The 15,703-nt window shown below is 59.8% G+C and carries 14 protein-coding genes; 4 read left to right on the top strand and 10 right to left on the bottom strand.

The genetic code is table 11. From position 1 onward, the window contains the following. Window position 1: 1 nt before the first annotated feature. Window positions 2-1,180: an amidohydrolase gene (locus tag HWX74_RS17990; protein ID WP_176014952.1), complete on the top strand. Its 1,179-nt coding sequence runs from the start codon at window positions 2-4 to the stop codon at window positions 1,178-1,180. A gap of 72 nt (window positions 1,181-1,252) precedes the next feature. On the opposite strand, the gene HWX74_RS17985 is transcribed toward HWX74_RS17990, so the two are convergent. From HWX74_RS17985 to HWX74_RS17975, 3 genes are all read right to left on the bottom strand, one after another. Further along, a complete protein-coding gene (locus tag HWX74_RS17985; RefSeq protein ID WP_176014951.1) occupies window positions 1,253-3,418 on the bottom strand; it encodes a family 20 glycosylhydrolase in 2,166 nt (721 codons plus the stop codon). 135 nt (window positions 3,419-3,553) lie between these two features. Continuing rightward, entirely contained in the window at window positions 3,554-4,315 is a 762-nt protein-coding gene (locus tag HWX74_RS17980) for an IclR family transcriptional regulator (protein WP_176014950.1), read from the bottom strand. Continuing rightward, complete coding sequence (locus HWX74_RS17975) at window positions 4,312-4,452, bottom strand: hypothetical protein (RefSeq protein WP_176014949.1); 141 nt, start codon at window positions 4,450-4,452, stop codon at window positions 4,312-4,314. The genes HWX74_RS17980 and HWX74_RS17975 overlap by 4 nt, the downstream gene beginning before the upstream one ends. Before the next feature lie 91 nt (window positions 4,453-4,543). Between HWX74_RS17975 and HWX74_RS17970 the strand changes: the two genes are divergently transcribed. After that, entirely contained in the window at window positions 4,544-6,493 is a 1,950-nt protein-coding gene (locus HWX74_RS17970) for a DUF6259 domain-containing protein (RefSeq protein WP_176014948.1), read from the top strand. Window positions 6,494-6,539: 46 nt separating this feature from the next. Here HWX74_RS17970 and HWX74_RS17965 read toward each other — a convergent pair whose 3' ends face one another. The 5 genes from HWX74_RS17965 to purB all read right to left on the bottom strand — a co-directional run bounded on the left by HWX74_RS17965 (window position 6,540) and on the right by purB (window position 12,533). After that, complete coding sequence (locus HWX74_RS17965) at window positions 6,540-8,693, bottom strand: cation:dicarboxylase symporter family transporter (protein WP_176014947.1); 2,154 nt, start codon at window positions 8,691-8,693, stop codon at window positions 6,540-6,542. 170 nt (window positions 8,694-8,863) lie between these two features. After that, window positions 8,864-9,595, bottom strand: a complete 732-nt coding sequence (locus HWX74_RS17960) for a ThiF family adenylyltransferase (RefSeq protein WP_217705018.1) — start codon at window positions 9,593-9,595, stop codon at window positions 8,864-8,866. Then, on the bottom strand, window positions 9,573-10,259 hold the full coding sequence (locus tag HWX74_RS17955; protein WP_176014946.1) for a TatD family hydrolase: 687 nt from the start codon (window positions 10,257-10,259) through the stop codon (window positions 9,573-9,575). Before HWX74_RS17955 ends, HWX74_RS17960 begins: the two co-directional genes overlap by 23 nt. After that, a complete protein-coding gene (locus tag HWX74_RS17950; protein ID WP_176014945.1) occupies window positions 10,256-11,104 on the bottom strand; it encodes a helical backbone metal receptor in 849 nt (282 codons plus the stop codon). The genes HWX74_RS17955 and HWX74_RS17950 overlap by 4 nt, the downstream gene beginning before the upstream one ends. Continuing rightward, the gene (gene purB / locus HWX74_RS17945) at window positions 11,097-12,533 is read right to left on the bottom strand and encodes an adenylosuccinate lyase (RefSeq protein WP_176014944.1); all 1,437 of its coding nucleotides are present in this window, start codon (window positions 12,531-12,533) and stop codon (window positions 11,097-11,099) included. The genes HWX74_RS17950 and purB overlap by 8 nt, the downstream gene beginning before the upstream one ends. Before the next feature lie 149 nt (window positions 12,534-12,682). On the opposite strand from purB, the gene HWX74_RS17940 reads away from it, so the two are divergent. Continuing rightward, a complete protein-coding gene (locus HWX74_RS17940) occupies window positions 12,683-13,030 on the top strand; it encodes a VOC family protein (RefSeq protein WP_176014943.1) in 348 nt (115 codons plus the stop codon). Here the strand turns inward: HWX74_RS17940 and HWX74_RS17935 are convergent. Both HWX74_RS17935 and ilvC read right to left on the bottom strand, forming a co-directional pair. Further along, window positions 13,015-13,704: a FadR/GntR family transcriptional regulator gene (locus HWX74_RS17935; protein WP_176014942.1), complete on the bottom strand. Its 690-nt coding sequence runs from the start codon at window positions 13,702-13,704 to the stop codon at window positions 13,015-13,017. The genes HWX74_RS17940 and HWX74_RS17935 overlap by 16 nt on opposite strands. A gap of 100 nt (window positions 13,705-13,804) precedes the next feature. Continuing rightward, window positions 13,805-14,785 (bottom strand): ketol-acid reductoisomerase, encoded by a 981-nt coding sequence (ilvC, locus tag HWX74_RS17930; RefSeq protein WP_176014941.1) that lies wholly within the window; start codon window positions 14,783-14,785, stop codon window positions 13,805-13,807. Window positions 14,786-15,145: 360 nt separating this feature from the next. Here ilvC and HWX74_RS17925 point away from each other — a divergent pair, with 360 nt between their 5' ends. After that, the gene (locus tag HWX74_RS17925) at window positions 15,146-15,457 is read left to right on the top strand and encodes a hypothetical protein (RefSeq protein ID WP_176014940.1); all 312 of its coding nucleotides are present in this window, start codon (window positions 15,146-15,148) and stop codon (window positions 15,455-15,457) included. Window positions 15,458-15,703: the final 246 nt, after the last annotated feature.

Raw genomic sequence — 15,703 nt, 5'->3', positions numbered from 1 at the left:
CATGGCTGCCGTCATCTCACCGGTTCTTCTGCAGCAAACGGCCGCCCGTTACCGGGAGATGCTCCGGCCGCTCTGGCGGGAAATCTACGAACACCCGGAACTCGGCCATCAGGAACACGCCGCCTGCCGGCGGCAAACCGAACTGCTGAAAGCCTGCGGTGTTCCAGTGGAAACGCCTTTCGGCGGCCTGGCCACCGCCTTCCGGGCCGCGCTCGGCAGCGGCAGGCCGAAAGGGGCATTTTTCAGCGAATATGACGCGCTGCCGGAACTGGGCCATGCCTGCGGCCATCCGCTGATCGCCGTCGCTTCGCTGGCGGCCTTCCTGACCGTCGGCGACTTGCTCGATGTTCCCGGTGAAATCGTTTTGTTCGGGACTCCGGCGGAAGAGACCTTCGGCGGTAAAATCGACCTGCTGAAAGCCGGCGCCTTCCGGGAGATCGACTGCGCGCTGGCCTGCCATCCGTACCACACCACCGGTATCGACCAGGGCAACCTGGCGGTCGCCCGGTTCGATGTCGAATTCTTCGGCAAAGCTTCCCACGCCGCCAGCGCGCCGGCCGACGGCATCAACGCCCTGGACGCCCTGACATTGCTGTTCGACGGCGTCGGCCTGTGGCGGCAGCAACTGCCGGCCGGCGCCCGGGTGCACGGCATTATCATTTCCGGCGGCAGCGCCGCCAACATCATCCCGGACTATACGAAAGCGTTCTTCTATCTGCGGGCCGACAGCAACGCCTTGCAGGAACGCTTGAAAGAGCGATTTGCCGCCATCGTTTCCGGAGCCGGGCTGATGACCGGCTGCCGCAGCAAACTGACGCCGGTCACCAATCCTTATTCCGCCAACCGTCCCAACCCGGCCTTGAACACGGCGTTGCGGCAGCAGGCCGAGCAGCTCGGTCTGCACCCGGCAACTGAAATCGCCGAACGCATCTCCACCGATTTCGCCGACGTCACCGAAGCGGTGCCGGGCGCCAATCTCTTTTTCGGCATCACGCCGCCGGAAATGCCGGCCGGTTTGCATACCCGGGAATTCCAGCAGGCCGCCGGGCAGGAACCGGCGTTCGAAGCGGCGCTGCAGGCCGCCGCCGGATTGGCCGGCGTGGCGTTGCGATTTTTCCGCGACGCCGCGTTCCGGCAGGCAGTCCAGGCCGACTTTCGGACCGCTTCCGCCGCCAATTGACTCCGGTTGACATAAAAACAGCGCCGGTTTCCCGGCGCCGGTTGTCTTTTCATTTCCAAACCGATCGATCTTCTATTTGCGATGCACCAAATATTCCCCCGCCAGCGGCAACTGGCGCTCCAGGTCGAAGGCGACATAAAGCTGCATCTGGCCGAAATCCTTCGTCCGGTATTCCAGTTTGAACGGGTGATAGCCTTCGGTCAGGTAGACGCTGGCCACTTTCGAATAATAAACGCCGCCGGCCGGATCGTGCGGAATCAGCAGCTTGCCGTCGATATAGAGGTCGCCGCCCCACATCATCGCGTCGGAAAATTCGTAATTGCCGCTCTTCGGCGCATAAAAATAGCCGCTGGCCACGTAGCCGAAACCGTCTTCCGGCAGCTTGGCGGCCAAAAAGTCGAAATTGTCGGCATAGTAGGTGTAGTCCACCGGCGCCTTGCGCATCTGCTCCAACGAATCGAACTTTCCTTTGCGCACTTCGAATTTCAAACCGGGCGCCACTTCCTCCGGCGAAACCGGCGCCGCCATCTGGACGAATTGATAACAGCTCCACAAGGATTGATTGCCGGACGGCAGAATCAAGCGCATGCACAAACTGCCGTCGTCGGTAAAATGCGGCCGTTTCTCACTGTACTTCAACGCCGCCGGATTGTCGGCCGGATCACTGCCGTCCAGCGTATAAATGATTTCCATATTCGGCGGCAGTTCGCCGAAATCGACGGTGTAATCTCCGGAGAAATAGACGGTGTCCGGCATTTCCCAGGCAGCATAACGCGCTTCGAAATTCCGATCGTCGAGCAGACGATAGGTGTACATCAGCCGGTTCTGGTAACCGACCAGATCGCGGCAATTTTCCGGCGACCAGAGCGCTTCGGCCAAGGAGAAAATCCGCGGCATCGACTTGTATTGCAGCCATTTCAGATCGTAAATGCTTTCCGCCCACAAATTGGCCTGCGCGCCGATCAGATGCTTGTCGGTCAACGCCGGATTGCCGAGCGTCGGATCGAACGAATAGGCGCGGCGGTTGGTGATCAAACTGCCGGCGGAAGGACGTTCCTGGGCGGTGGTTCCCTGGGCATAGTCGAAGTAAAGGTGGGAGTAACTGGCGACGATGCTGTCGATTCCCCGCTCAGCCGCCCGCAACGCGCCGGAAGTGCCGCGCCAGGACATGATGATCGCATCCTCCGGCACGCCGCTGGCCAGCAGTTCATCCCAGCCGATCAGCCGTTTGCCCTTCCGGCGGAGCACCTCGCCGATCTGACTGGTCAGGCGCCGCTGCAAATCGCGGGGATTGGTCAAATTCAATTCTTTCATCTTCGCCTGGCATTTCGGACATTGCTCCCAGCGGTGCAGCGGACACTCGTCGCCGCCGATATGGACATACGGGCCGGGAAACAGATCGGCGATTTCGGTGAAAACACCGGTCAGAAATTCCAATGTCGCCGGATTGCCTCCGCAGAGGATGTCTTCGGAAATTCCGATGTCGTTCCAGACCGCGTACGGTCCGCCGGTGCAGCCGAGTTCCGGATAGCTGGCCAGCGCCGCCAGCGAATGACCGGGAATGTCGATCTCCGGCGTGATGGTGATGAAGCGTTCCGCCGCGTAAGCAATCAGATCGCGCATCTCATCCTGCGTGTAGAAAAATGGTCCGTACGGCTGCTCCGCCGAACCGCGCACCGAACCGATTTCCGTCAACTTCGGATATTTCTTGATTTCCAGCCGCCAGCCCTGGTCATCGGCCAGATGCAGTTGCAGATGGTTGTATTTGTAGGCGGCCATCCAATCGATGAAAGTCTTCACATCGCCGAGCGGCAAAAAATGCCGGGAAACATCGAGCATCAGGCTGCGGTACGCCACCCGCGGATAATCGACGATTTCGGTCACCGGCAGCATCACGCCGGCTTTGCCGGCCTCCGGCTGGCGCGTCTCCGTCATCAGCTTCAACGTCTGCCGTCCGTAAAACACGCCGGCTTCGCTCTGGCCGGTAATCCGGATGCCGTCCGGCGCAATGCTCAGCCGGTAGCCTTCCCGCGGCAAGCCCAAATCGGCCACCTCGGTGGTCAGCGGCAAACCGGCAACCGGTACCAACACTTCGGCGCGCACCGCCACTTCGGCCGGCGCCGGAATCAAATGCAGTTCATTCGTCGCCTCTTTTCCGGTCAGTTGCCGGGAGGCACAACCGCTTTGCAGCGCCGCCCAGCCGAGCAGCAACGCAAACATTGTCCAATGGGATTTCATCGGTCTCCTTTTTGATTTTCATTTCAAACGCTAAAGCGTTTTATTGCAAACTGTAACTATTATAATCCGACAAAAATCAAAAAGCAAATCCGCGATCAGGTAAAAAACAGGTAAACCATTCGTCCGGGCCGACCGTCAGCCGATCGAAACGTGGCTGCTGATCCGGCAGGAGATTTCCCGGGCAATCCGGCCGACCTGTTCCTGCAGCCTGCTCCGGTCAACCGCTTCGAAAGCCGCAGCGGTCATGCCGAGACTGACGGCGGCGACGCAACTGCCATCACGAAAAACCGGGCTGCTGCAAACTCCCCAGCCGAACGGCGACTCGAAACACAACTCCCGCCGTCGTTTCACCCCATCCAAGAACTCCTCCAGGGAATCATCCGGATACAGCGCCCGCTTCAAAATTTCTTCCCCTTCGCTGAACGGCGCCTGCAGCACCGCGCGCCGCTCCGCGTCTCCGGCGAAAGCCAGCAGCATCAAACCGGCGGCAGTCCCCCGCAAATCCCGTAGCGCCAACGCCGGAATTCTGATCTTCAAATCCGGATTGGGATTTTCATGCCACAGAATATAACGCTGCCCATGCCGCAGCGCGCACAGCATCACCGAAGCCTGCCAGGCGGCCGCACACTCGCGCAGCAACGGCGCGGCCGTCCGCAACAATTCCGTCTCATAGCGAACCGCGCCGCCGAAAGCCAGCGCCCGGATGCCGGCCCGGTAGCCGTCCTTGCGGGAAACCTGCTCCAGATAATCCGCGGCGGTCAGCTCCTTGGCGATACGGGTGCAGGTCGCTTTGTTGATGCCGAGCGCTTTTTCAAACTCACTGATCGCCACCGGTTCCGGCGAGGCGACCACCGCCATTTCCAACATCGCCAGGGCCTTGTCAAGAACTTTTATCATCGCTGCTTTTTCGGGTTGATTTCCACCGCCGCTTCAACCGGCTGTCCGGTTGCCATCGCTTTACTACTACCGCGCTTATCCGGCAAATCAAGCCCGTAAAGTGAAGTTCGACCCCCAAAATTCCAATTTTTTTCCATTGACCTATTGACTTTTTTTGAAATTTTACTATAATTATAATCAATATAATTTCATATTATAAAATTAAATTTCAAAAATAAGGACATCGTCATGACACTCCATTATCAGCAGATTACTCTTGGCTGGTCGCTGGAATTAACCGGGCCGGACGGCGGCAGCCGGCAGCTTGACGCCGCCCAACTGGCGGTCGTCGAGGAAACGGCGGAACGGGTTGTCTGGCGCCGGGCTGACGGGTTGACGGTCGAAATCGGCCGGGAACCGGACGGCAGCGAACTGCTGCTCTCCTTCCGCTACCATCGCTTGCCGCCGGAATACCAAGTGACGGCAATCCATTTTCCGGTCGCCACGCTGGCGGATGACCGGGATTTCGACCTGACGCTGCCGGTCACCTGCGGCATGCTGGTCCATCAGGTCCGGCGGCACATCTTTTCCCAGGCCGCTCCCGGCAATACCATCACCTCCCGCTACAACTCCATGCAGTTCATTTCCCTGCTCTTCGAGGACACCGGCTATTTTTTCAGCACCTGCGACACCCGGGGCTACTTGAAAGAGTGGCAAATCGACGAAACGACATCCGGCGCGATCCGCTGCCAAAGTATTTTCCCGATGCCGCGCGGCCGGCACCGCGACTCCTTCTCGCTGCCCTATCGCGGCCGGATCGCCCGCTTCGACGGCGGCTGGGTCGCCGCGGCCCGGCTCTACCGCAACTGGGCGCTACAGCAATTCTGGGCCGTCAACCAACCGTCGCCCGGACCGCTGCGCGACGTCGCCGCCTGGGTATGGAACCGCGGCAAAATCGCCGAAGTCATTCCGCCGGTGGAACGGCTGGCCGACGACCTGCAACTGCCGGTGGCACTCGACTGGTACTGGTGGCATCAATCGGAATACGACACCGCTTATCCGGATTATTTTCCGCCGCGCGAAGGCGAAGCGGCTTTCACTCAGGCGATCGACCGGCTCAACGCCCGGGGTATTTTAACCCAGGTCTACACCAACGGTTCGCTGTGGGACGCCCGGGCCGCTTCCTGGCCGGAGGGCGGCGAAGCCTCGGCGGCGCTGCAGCCGGACGGCAGCTTGTTCAGTTGCGATTTCAACCGCTACAACCCGCATCCGTTGACTTTCATGTGCGGCATGGGGCTGGAATTCCGGCGGAAAATTGTCGAAACAGCCGACCGGCTCCGCCACTGGCGGCTGCCGATGCTCTATCTCGACGTCATCACCTGCAACCACGATTACCTCTGCTGCAACCCGCATCACGCCCACGAACCCGGCGGCGGTAATTACCAGGTGCAGGGCTTCCGCGAACTGTTCCGGGAAATTCGCCGGAGCAATCCGGGTCTGCTGCTCTGCTCGGAAGAGTGCAGCGAGGATTTTCTCGATCTGGTAGAAGCCAATATCGTCGTCTATTCTTCCCAGGAACGGGCCCTGCGGCTGCCGGAATACCAGGAAGCCATTCCGCTTTTCATGGCCGTCTACCACGGCCGTCATGCATTTTTCGGCAATTATGCGCTGATGGACGGTATTCCGCCCTATGACGACCGCTGGCCGGACGCCGGCCGGTTCCGCAGCGAAAAGGCCTGGCACCGGCTCTGCCCGGAACAGTTCGCGCTGGAAGTGGCCCGCAACGTCGTCTGGGGCATGCAGCCGACCGTCGCCACTCTGCGGCAGGAAAACCTCAACCGCCCGGAATTCGCCGCCGACTACACCTTCTTCAAGGACGCCGCCGCCTTCTACCACCGTCATCGCCAGTTCCTCTTCGACGGCCAGCTCGGCATACCGGGCGCATTTTTCTGTCCCCGGCAAGAACTCCACTTTCTGCAGCGCGGGCTCTATACCAAGGAAGGCGAAGAAAACCTCTCTTCCGGTTTCCGGCCGGTCGTACTGCATGCCGTCTGGGAGTCGCCGGATGGACGGCGGATGCTGATCCTGGCCAACTACACATACCAGGCAGCAGACTGGGAATACATCGAATCAACCACCCGGCGGCAGGGCCGCCTGGAAGCGCGGAGCCTGGCCGCGGTCCCGCTGCCGGCGGAATGACGGCAACCATTCAACGGCCAATGAACCGGCGCCGAAAATTGCCGCCTCAATCGCCGGCGGCAATTTTCGGTAAAATCACATTCTGAAGCACCGACCAGCGCGGCGGCAGCTTTTCGACGTCGACGCCCCGGATCCAATAGTCGTATTCCTCGTCGATCTCACCGTTGCTGCGCTTCAACGCCAGCCAGAAGTTCAAATATTCGATAAAGCGCTGGTCGTCGAGCGGTACCGCATAAGCGACCAGGTCTTTGTATTGCCGGGCCGGAATGAACAGATCGTACTCCGGATGCATAATCGTCAACGCCGAACCGTTTTCCGCCGCGATCAACAGGGCGTCGGCTTTGGCTTCGCCGGAAAAAAACGCATCGTAGCCGGCCAGTTCGACCGCCTTGCCGCGGAAAGACAACTGCTCCAGCCGCTCATAATCGGCGCCTTCCAGAGCAGCGATGGCGAAACGCGGATCTTCGAGCCGCGACGGGTCCTGCCGCAATAACGTCTTGAGATAATCGGGCACCAGCAATGCCATCGACAACTCCAGATAATGATCGGTGAAACCGACCTTCCCCAACCGTTCCGCACTGATTGAGATTTCACACATCGCAATGTCCACCAGATTGTCGTTCAGCACCGTTTCCAGCTCGTCATATTCCACCGGGTAGAATTCGATCCGGCGACAGCCGAGGTCCGCCGCCAGTTTATGGGCCATCGCCACGTCGAAACCGACCAGCTCGCCCCGGTCGTTGAAGAACGTAAACGGAATGCCGTCGCGGTTGTAGCCGACCCGCAACACGCCGCTCCGGCGAATCTGGTCCAGCTGGCTGCCCGCGGCCAGCGGCGGCGCCGCCGGCAGGCGATTGAAAACTTCGAACGGCACCGACGGTTCGATTTTCATCGCATTCAACACCAGCCGCTGATCCTTCGGCTCCGGCAGCAGCCGGTTCATGCCCAGATAAAGCACGAACAGCGAAACGCCGATGACGATGACGATGACCGCCAGCCGGCTCCACAGCCGCCGCCAATTCCAGCGCACCCGGCCGGTCATCCAGGCGACGAACAAAGCGGAGAACACCAGCACGGCGGCGGCTTCCACCGTAAATTTGACGTTGTCGGTGATCACGCTGGAAAACAGGAAAATTTCAAACAAGTCGGACGGCAGATGAAACATCCCCAGCAGGAACGGAATCGCCACCTTGGCGCTGCCGAACGAAGTCAGCAAACCGGCGCCGAACAACTCCAGATAACCGGCCAGTCCGAAAGATTCGTTGGAGAACCAGCCGGCAAACAGAATGAACACCAGATCCATCAATTGCCCCGCACAGGGCAGGATGAAGGTGATCGGCACGATGATCCGGGCCATCGCCTCCCCTTCGTCGGTCAGGATCGAGTGGCGCTTGAACAGCTTTTCAATATTTTCGACCAGCAGCGGCAGCACGATGAACAGATTGCCGGTCAGCAGCACCGTCAGCATCGCCTCCCGGCCAACGCTCATGATCTCCCGGTAGCGGAACGGCGTGAACATCGTCAGCACCAGCGGCAGGATCAGAAAGAACAGCAGCGCCCCCATCAGCAGATAAGCGGCCAGGTAGACTTCGACCCGGCCGATGTCTTCGAGCCGCATCGTGCCGGCCGCCTTGGCCACCAGCGCGAAAATGCCGATCGGTGAAAGTTTGACCAGCATCAGCGTCAGGCGGGAGAGCACCTCCGAGGAAATCTCCAACAAATTGAGCAGATTCTGTTTACGCCTGATTCCCATCAGGACCACGCCGCACAAAATGCTGAAAATCGTCACCGCCGGCACCGTATTGTTGGCCAGCGAATTGAACGGATTGGCCGGAATGAACAGCTGAATGTAATCGACCGGCTCGCCGCTGCTCAAAATACTCGGACTGAAGAAAGAACCCGACTGCCACTGCGGAAAGGTCAGCGGCATCAGCGCCATCAATGCAAACACCACGCCCCACATCAGCAGAATCATGACGATACCGCGCTTGGCCAGCAGTTTGGCCTGCTGCGGATCGAGGCTGCCGAAACTCTGGATCAACGAAACGAAAATATACGGCAGCACGCTGATCTGCATGATCGCGATGAACGCCCGGCCGACGATTTCCAGGTGCCGGCACCATTCCCCGAAGAACAATCCGGCCGCCAGGCCGAATACCACCGCCAGCAAAATCAGTGAACTCAATGACAGTTTTTTCACAATTCCAAATCCAGCAAAATTCAATATTTTTTCGCTTCACGGACCAGCGCGCCGCAACGCCCCGGCCAGCCGCCGACCGACACATTTCCTCTTGATGTTTACTATATCCTTGACTTCCCCGGTTTACAAACACGGCATTTCTCCGCCGCCCGGCATCCGCAAAATCAGGACTACGCCGGCCGCAACAGCCCGCGCACCACCGCTGCTGCGCACATGCAGCCGAACATGGCCGGCAGGTAGGAAACGGTACCGATCACCGAATGCCGGATGCCGGCGGCGTCGACAAAACTATCGATCGCGCTCTCCGCCACCAGCTCCGGCGAAAAACCCACCGGAATGCCGCTTCTGACGCCGTAATGCGCCAACCGCCGGCGTACGGCGCGGGCCAGTTTGCAATTGTAAGTTTCGGAGATATCCGCCACGACAATCCCTTCCGGGTTCAGCCGGCCGCCGGACCCCATGGAACTGATGAACGGAATTCCCTTCTCCCGGCAGCACAGCAGGAAATGCACTTTCGGCGACAGGCTGTCGATCGCATCGACCGCATAATCAAACGGGGTCGACAGCAGTTCTTCGGTCGCTTCGTCACGGATGAATTGCGCCACCGGATGAATTTTCAACTGCGGATTGATGTCCAGCAGCCGTTCGGCCATCACGGCCGCCTTGGGCCGGCCCTCGGTGCTGACCAGCGCCGGCAACTGCCGGTTGCGGTTGCTCGGCTCGACGACATCGCCGTCGACGATGGTCACCGCGCCGACCCCGCTTCTCACCACCATTTCCGCCGCATAGGCGCCGACCCCGCCCAGCCCGAGAATCAACACGTGCGCATTCCGCAACTTCGCCATGTTGGCCGCGCCGACCGCCAATGCGGTCCGCTGCTCAAATTTCTCCTGTTCCGTCACCGTCCGCCTCCTTGAAAACGGCCTGAAAGTTCCGTTTCAACTCCTGCTCCAACTGTTCCGGCTCCAACCGGAGCGCGTCGGCAAAGCTGCCGTACAGCATTCCGATCTCCACGGCGGAATCATCGGTTTCCAGCCCGATCCGGCACCGGGCTTCGGCGGACGCGGCCAGGCAATCCAGCAAGTCCGGCTGCCGCAACGCCGATTCCCCCAGCGAAAAATAGAACCCCTGCTCCAGCAATTGTTCGAACTGCGCCGCGCTGCCGGCAAAACGGTGCAGAATCCACGGCACCGTCGGCCGCAATTGTCTGGCGGCCGCCTGAATTTCCGCCAGCGTCCGGACGTTGTGAAGGATGACCGGCTTCCGCACCTGTTCCGCCACAGCCGCCGCCGCCAGGAAATACTGTTGCTGCACCGGCAATTCCGGGCCGCGCAGCCGGTCCAGGCCGATTTCGCCGACCGCCGCCGCCTGCCCGGCGGCCTGCTGGAACGCGTCATCGAGCAACCGGAACCGTTCCGGCAGAAACCACGGGTGCAATTGCAAGGTATAGCAATTCCGGGCGAACGGCCGGGTCGCGCCCCATTCCCCCAACTCCCTGGACACCAGGGCAAAAACCTCGGATTGAAGGTTCAATTGATGAGTATGCCAGTTGAAATAACGGATCATTCGCCACCGTTCGCCGGCGTTGCCGGATAGAGCGCCCGGTGGATGGCGGCAATGCCTTCGAACAGCCGCGGTCCCAACCGGTTGACCACCGTTTCGTCCAGATCGGTATACACCCGGTTCGCCGCCACCGCCGGCAACGCCTCCCAACCGCCGGGCAGATTCAGCTGCCGCGTCGCCGCCAAATCTGGAGGCGACGGCGCCAGCACCACTTCGGGGGCCTGCTGCAACACCCACTCCGGCGCGCAACTGAAATAATCGCGCTCCTCCGCTTCAGCGATATTCCTTCCGCCGGCCAGCGCGACGTACTCGGTCAGAAAAGAGTTCCGACCGGCCGTCATCGGCGGATTGTCCCAGATCAGCAGCAGCACTTTCAGCGGTTTCTCCGGCCGCCGCGCCGTCCAGGCCGCCACTTCCCGCTCGACCCGTTCAATCTCCTTCGCCGCCGCTTCCCGGCAATCCAGCCAATCGCCCAACTTGCCGACCGCCCGCTTGTAATCGGCGATGCTCTGCAACGGCAGCACTTGGAAATCGATGCCCAGATCGCGAAAAATTTTGACTTGCCCGGCATCCTTCAGCGTATCGGCCACCACCAGATCCGGCCGGACCGCGACGATCTTTTCCAGCGACGGAATCGCGAAATCGCCGACCGCCGGCAATGCTTTGACCGTTGCCGGATAATCGCAGGCGCTGCTGCGTCCGACCAGCCGGTCCAGACAACCGAGATACGCGATCGTCTCGGTCAGCGCCGGCGACAGCGAAACGACCCGCTTCGCTTCCGCCGCGTAACCGGCGGCGCCGAGCAGCCAGACGGCCAGCAACAGCAGCAGATTGAAACGCTTAGACATTGATCGCTTCACCACCGGCGGACAATTCGGCGGCATGCCGCGCCAACAGCGGCCGGACGCGCTGATCGACGAACTCCTCCACCTGCTCCGGGGCACGGCCGACGAACGAACGCGGATCGACCAGTTGATCGATCCGGTCGCGAATGGCGGCAAACGCCGGATCGGCCTTGATGCGGTCGAGCAGATCGTTGTCGCCGCCTTCCTCCTTGATCCGGCGGGCCGCGTCCATCGAATGCACCCGGATGGCCTCGTGCAGAAGCTGCCGGTCACCGCCGGCCTTCACCGCCGCCATCAGAATATTTTCGGTCGCCATGAACGGCAGCTCGGCCGCCACCCGGCGGGCGATGACGTTCGGCCACACCTGAATGCCGTCGACGATATTGAGCAGCAAAGAGAGGATGACATCGACGCTGAGAAATCCTTCCGCCAGCACCAGCCGGCGGTTGGCCGAATCGTCCAGCGTCCGCTCGAACCACTGCGTCGCCTCGGTGTGCGCCGCATTCAACGGCAGCGTCATCACATAGCGGGCCAGCGAGCAGACCCGTTCACTGCGCATCGGATTGCGCTTGTAGGCCATCGCGCTGGAACCGATCTGGCTTTTGCCGAACGGCTCCTCCATCTCCCGCAAATTGGCCAGCAGCCGGATATCGCCGGCCATCTTGTAGGCGGACTGAGCGATGCCGGAAAGCACCGCCATGACGAAATAATCGATTTTGCGGGTATAGGTCTGACCGGAGACGTCGATCACCCGGTCGAAGCCCATCCTGGCCGCCACCCGCTTTTCCAGCGTCTTGACTTTCCCGTGATCGCCGTTGAACAGCGCCAGGAAACTGGCCTGCGTGCCGGTCGTCCCCTTGACGCTGCGGAACGGCAGCTTGTTCAATTCAAATTCCAGCTCTTCGAGATCAAGCAGGAAATCCTGCAGATAAAGCGAAAAACGCTTGCCGACCGTCGTCAACTGCGCCGGCTGGTAATGGGTGAAGCCCAGCGTCGGCACCGCCCGGTTGGCCAGGGCGAAATCCGCCAGCAGCGCCATCAGCTTCAGCAGCTTGCCGCGCAGGATCTTCAAGCCGTCGCGCATCTGGATCAATTCGGTATTGTCGGTCACATAGCAACTGGTAGCGCCGAGGTGAATGATCGGCATCGCCGCCGGACACTGGGCGCCGAAAACGTGAATATGGCTCATCACATCGTGGCGCAGCTCTTTCTCCCGGGCCGCCACCGCATCGAAATCGATGTCGTCCAGATGGGCGGCCATCTGTTGAAGCTGTTCGTCGGTGATGTCCAGCCCCAGTTCTTTTTCCGCCTCGGCCAGCGTCAGCCACAGCCGGCGCCAGGTGGAATGCTTCTTCTGCGGCGAAAAATTGTAACTCATCTCCTTGCTGGCGTAACGGTCGGTCAGCGGATTTTGATAAACCTGATAATCCATCTTGGCAATATCATCCTTGTTTGAGGTTAAAAAAACCGAAAAAAAATAAAAAACTTTTGCAATTCGGTCATTCCGGCTCTATTCTAAAGGCAGAAGACATGTTTAATGTAATCTTTCGACGGGAAATGCGCAAATCGGATACCGCAATTATGAGTAACGAACAGTTTGAAATCGTCATTCCGGTCCGCAATCTGGACAGTTGCCGCGCTTTCTACCGGGGGCTGCTCGGGCTCGGCAATCCGGTATTCGACAGCAATTTTCAAGTGGAATTCCAGCTCGACAACCGGGCGACGCTGATTCTGCAGAAAATCACCGACGGCCAGGACGGCCAGGCCAAAGTGCCGGAGTGGCAGTTCCGGGTGGAAAAGCCGGAAGAGCTGTCCAAGCTGCTCCACAGTTACGGGTTCCGCATCGAAGCGCTCAACCGCCGCAACACTTTCCGCTGCCTCGATCCGGAAAACAATCCGTTCATCATCCTCAATCAGACCGACGCCTGACCCTTCTCCGCCGGCAGCACCGCACTGTCGAAACGGATGATCGCATGGATGAGCTGTTCGGCCCGTTCCGGATCCCGGGCGCCGATCGCCGCCGCCAATTCGTTGTGCACCTGAATTTCCGCTTCATTCCGCCGGTTGGCGGCCAGCCACATGCGCATGATCACCTGCAGGTATTGGCTGATGATTTCATACAGCTCGGCCAGAATCGGATTGTGGGTGGCCGCCGCCACCGCCGCATGGAATTTCAAATCCGCCTCCGGATCGCGGTTGTCGCAATTATTGCGTTCCCGCAGCCGCTGCTCCAGCAACCGCAAATCCGCCTCCGTCCGGTTGACTGCCGCCAGCCGGGCAATCTCTTTTTCCAGCGCCAGCCGCGCCTCCAGGATTTTCGACAGCTCCGCCGACCTCAGCCGGTCCTTGATGACCACTTCCAGCCGGTCGCTGGCCAATACATAGGTGCCGTCGCCCGGCCGCGCCTCCAGCATGCCGGCATGGATCAGCGACTGCACCGCCTCGCGCACCGTGTTGCGGCTGACTCCGAACGACCGCACCAGTTCCGGTTCCGGCGGAATTTTGCCGCCCAGCGGCCACACGCCGTCCCGGATGCAACGCTCCATCTCTTCGAGCACCTGACGCGCCAGCGACATTCTCACCGGCTTGCGGTATGCCACCATCGATTGCCCTCCTTTGCGGTTCAAACTCTGCGAACAAACAAAAACGCCCGCCTTCCGACACGGGAAGGAAGGCGTTTCGCGCAAGCCGCCATCGAAACGATTACTTGTTTTCGAACAGGCTGCGGATCTGTTTGCCGACGATTTCGGCCGGGTGTTTGCCGAGCGCTTCGCGTTTCGCCTTGAGATTCCCGGCGCCGCTGTGGGCTTCCGCCAGCCACTCTTTGGCAAACTGGCCGGACTCGATGCGTTTCAGCGATTCCTTCATCCGCGCCTTGACGTCCGCCGGCAGGATGAACGGGCCGTTGTAATATTCGCCCCATTCCGCCGTGTTGGAAATGACCGAATTCATCTTCTGAATGCCGCCTTCATAGATCAGATCGACGATCAATTTGGCCTCGTGAATACATTCAAAATAAGCCATCTCCGGCGGATAGCCCGCCTCAATCAACGTTTCAAAACCGTATTTCATCAAATCGACGACACCGCCGCAGATGACATTCTGCTCGCCGAACAAGTCCTCGTAGGTTTCCTGCGCCATCGTGCACTCCAGCACGCCGCAACGGGTCAATCCCTCCGCCTTGGCGATCGCCAGCGCCAGATCCCGCGCCTTGCCGGTGGCGTTCTGATGCACCGCGATCAAACCGGGCACCCCGAACCCTTCGACGAACCGCTTGCGCACTTCCGTCCCCGGACTCTTCGGCGCCACCATGATCACGTCAACCTCCTTCGGCGGCACGATCTGGTTGAAAACGTAGGCGAAACCGTGCGAGCAGCACAACGCCTTGCCCGGCTTCATGTGCGGCTTGATCTCCTGCTCGTAAACCTGACCGTGGTTCTCATCCGGCAGCAGAATGTGGATGATATCCGCCTTCTCCGCCGCTTCGGCAACGCTCATCACCCGGAAGCCCTCTTCCCGGGCCGCCTCGAAAGATTTGCCGGGACGGACGCCGACGATGACATCGACGCCGGAATCGCGCAGGCACAGCGCCTGGGCCCGGCCCTGGGCGCCGAACCCCATGATCGCCACCGTCTTGCCATTCAAAGCTCCGAGATCGGCGGCACTGTCGTGAATAATTTCCATAACGAATTCTCCCTGTTCCCCGCAACCGGGGCCCCGTCCGAAACATGACGTGCGGCCGACGCCGCGTCCATGCATTCGAACCAGGTATTGTTGATTGTTTCCACACTACAACGATACCGGACGATTGCCTTCTCCTGGAAAAGGCTTTCCGCCGAAGCATCTCCCCGGCGCCCATCCGGATTTATCAAACATCCTATGTTTCGATGTTTACTATAACGGCTTGCCGGGAGATTGTCAATCCGGGAAACGGAAAAACCTTCATCTTTTTATTCCTTCCGACCGGCGATTGCAATTTGCCGGTTAACGGATTAAATTACCGGTGAAATGATTTGTCACGGATTGATTTGCAAGGAAAAAACGATGAAATCGAGAATCCTGTTAGTTTTGCTGCTGGCTGCCGGAGCGGCCGCCACGCTGGTCGCCGCCGATGCCGCCGGGCAAGCCGAATTGAAAAAACTGGAAGCCGAACGGACCGCCTTGACCGGCACGATGGTGACCAAACGGCTGGAATTGATCAAGGCGGACGCCGATCTGCAGCAGTTGCACGACCAGATCATGGCCTTGCACCGAGAGCTGGCGCTGCGGTTGAACGGCAAGCCGGAAATGCAGCAACTGCTGCGGCAGGCGGAGGAACTGGACAGCCGGATTGCCAAGCTGCGCAGCGAACCGTAAAACCGCACCGTGGCTCCGGGACGGTATTCAATCCGCTGCAGTTTTGTCATATAAGATTTATAGCGTATTTTATGCAAAAAAAATAATAGGGCCAAGCCAAAAACCGAAGAATAAGTGGCTTACATCACTGCTCCGCACCAAATGATCTACATCATCCGCAATTCATTGCCGGCAAAAATCTTAACAAAAAAAAGCCGGCACCCAACTCCTGCCACCTGACCGGCGGACGCCGGTCATTTTCCGGTA

It is taken from the genome of Victivallis sp. Marseille-Q1083 (assembly GCF_903645315.1).
Classification (GTDB): Bacteria; Verrucomicrobiota; Lentisphaeria; order Victivallales; family Victivallaceae; genus UMGS1518.
This window is presented reverse-complemented; position numbering and strand designations above follow the sequence as displayed.

Excerpts from the sequence above, each read along its gene's own strand:
- HWX74_RS17980 (WP_176014950.1), bottom strand. The coding sequence starts at position 4,315 with ATGATAAAAGTTCTTGACAAGGCCCTGGCGATGTTGGAAATGGCGGTG.
- HWX74_RS17925 (WP_176014940.1), top strand. The coding sequence starts at position 15,146 with ATGAAATCGAGAATCCTGTTAGTTTTGCTGCTGGCTGCCGGAGCGGCC.
- purB (WP_176014944.1), bottom strand. The coding sequence starts at position 12,533 with ATGGATTATCAGGTTTATCAAAATCCGCTGACCGACCGTTACGCCAGC.
- HWX74_RS17985 (WP_176014951.1), bottom strand. The coding sequence starts at position 3,418 with ATGAAATCCCATTGGACAATGTTTGCGTTGCTGCTCGGCTGGGCGGCG.
- HWX74_RS17970 (WP_176014948.1), top strand. The coding sequence starts at position 4,544 with ATGACACTCCATTATCAGCAGATTACTCTTGGCTGGTCGCTGGAATTA.
- HWX74_RS17940 (WP_176014943.1), top strand. The coding sequence starts at position 12,683 with ATGAGTAACGAACAGTTTGAAATCGTCATTCCGGTCCGCAATCTGGAC.
- HWX74_RS17950 (WP_176014945.1), bottom strand. The coding sequence starts at position 11,104 with ATGTCTAAGCGTTTCAATCTGCTGCTGTTGCTGGCCGTCTGGCTGCTC.
- HWX74_RS17990 (WP_176014952.1), top strand. The coding sequence starts at position 2 with ATGGCTGCCGTCATCTCACCGGTTCTTCTGCAGCAAACGGCCGCCCGT.
- HWX74_RS17955 (WP_176014946.1), bottom strand. The coding sequence starts at position 10,259 with ATGATCCGTTATTTCAACTGGCATACTCATCAATTGAACCTTCAATCC.
- HWX74_RS17975 (WP_176014949.1), bottom strand. The coding sequence starts at position 4,452 with ATGGAAAAAAATTGGAATTTTGGGGGTCGAACTTCACTTTACGGGCTT.
- ilvC (WP_176014941.1), bottom strand. The coding sequence starts at position 14,785 with ATGGAAATTATTCACGACAGTGCCGCCGATCTCGGAGCTTTGAATGGC.
- HWX74_RS17935 (WP_176014942.1), bottom strand. The coding sequence starts at position 13,704 with ATGGTGGCATACCGCAAGCCGGTGAGAATGTCGCTGGCGCGTCAGGTG.